Annotated in this window: 3 protein-coding genes; all 3 read left to right on the forward strand. The window is 71.1% G+C overall.

Annotated elements, in window-relative coordinates; translation table 11 throughout:
* The coding region (locus tag ACPC54_RS41910) for an arginine deiminase family protein (RefSeq protein WP_498973006.1) at nucleotides 1-113 on the forward strand (113 nt) is incomplete at its 5' end.
* A gap of 21 nt (nucleotides 114-134) precedes the next feature.
* Nucleotides 135-1139 (forward strand): ornithine carbamoyltransferase, encoded by a 1005-nt coding sequence (gene argF, locus ACPC54_RS41915; RefSeq protein WP_498973002.1) that lies wholly within the window; start codon nucleotides 135-137, stop codon nucleotides 1137-1139.
* 2 nt (nucleotides 1140-1141) lie between these two features.
* The coding region (locus tag ACPC54_RS41920) for an amino acid kinase family protein (RefSeq protein WP_498973004.1) at nucleotides 1142-1533 on the forward strand (392 nt) is incomplete at its 3' end.

A 1533-nucleotide genomic window follows, 5' to 3' on the forward strand; every position in this document is an offset into this window, starting at 1 on the left:
ACCTGCGCAAGCAGGGCGTCGAGATCGTCACCATCGCCGGCTCCGAGCTCGGCCGCGGCCGGGGCGGCCCGCGCTGCATGAGCTGCCCGATCCAGCGCGACCCCGCCAACTGACCTACCCGAGGAGTGACCACCATGACCGTCGACCTCACCGGCCGCCACTACCTGCGCGAACTCGACTTCACCGCCGCCGAGATCCACCACCTGCTCGACCTCGCCGCCGAACTGAAGGCGGCCCGGCGCTCGGGCACCGAGACGCCCCGGCTGACCGGCCGCAGGATCGCCCTGATCTTCGAGAAGAGCTCCACCCGGACCCGCTGCGCCTTCGAGGTCGCCGCGGCCGACCAGGGCGCCACGACCACCTACCTGGGCCCGGACGGCTCGCACATCGGCCACAAGGAGAGCATCGCCGACACCGCCCGCGTCCTCGGCCGGATGTACGACGCCATCGAGTACCGCGGCTTCGACCAGGACGCCGTCACCGAACTCGCCGCCCGTGCCGGCGTCCCCGTGTACAACGGCCTCACCGACCAGTGCCACCCCACCCAGAGCCTGTGCGACGTGTTCACGATGCGCGAGCACAGCGCAAAGCCGCTGGAGGACATCTCCTTCTGCTACCTCGGCGACGCCCGCAACAACACCGCCAACTCCCTGCTGACGATGGGAAGCCTGCTCGGCATGGATGTGCGGATCGCCGCACCGCGCGAGCTGTGGCCCGACCCGCTGCTCGTCTCCGAGTGCCGGCGGCTCGCCCGGGACAGCGGCGCTCGTATCACCCTCACCGACGAGGTCGAGGAAGCCGTGCGCGGAGCGGAATACCTGTACACCGACGTGTGGGTGTCCATGGGCGAGGACCACGCCCAGTGGCCCGAGCGCATCGCCCGGCTGCTGCCGTACCAGGTCAACGCGAAGACGATGGCGGCGACCGGCAACCCGGACACCGCCTTCCTGCACTGCCTGCCCGCCCTGCACGACCGCCGCACCGACCTCGGCGCCGAACTCTCCGAGGAGCACGGGCTCGACGGCCTCGAAGTCACCGACGAGGTCTTCGAGTCACCGGCCTCGCTGGTCTTCGACCAGGCCGAGAACCGGATGCACACCATCAAGGCGATCCTGGTCGCCACCCTCGGGAGGAAGTGACCATGCGCATCGTCGCCGCCCTCGGCGGGAACGCGCTGCTCCAGCGGGGCGAACACCCCGACGCCGCCGTCCAGCAGCACCACGTCCACGACGCCGCCCGCTCGCTCGCCGAACTCGTCACCGCCGGACACGAGTTGGTGATCACCCACGGCAACGGGCCGCAGATCGGCCTGCTCGCCCAGGAGAGCGAGGCCGACCCGGCGCTCACCGCGCCGTACCCGCTGGACGTCCTCGGCGCCCAGACCCAGGGCATGATCGGCACCCTGCTCGTCCGCGAGCTCATGGGCCGCCTGCCGGGCCGCGCCGTCACCGCACTGGTGACCCACACCGAGGTCGACCCCCACGATCCCGCCTTCCAGCGGCCGGGCAAGTTCATCGGCGGGCAACTCACCGA

Origin of the sequence: Kitasatospora sp. NPDC094028 (genome assembly GCF_049543595.1) — a bacterium.
GTDB lineage: Bacteria > Actinomycetota > Actinomycetes > Streptomycetales > Streptomycetaceae > Kitasatospora.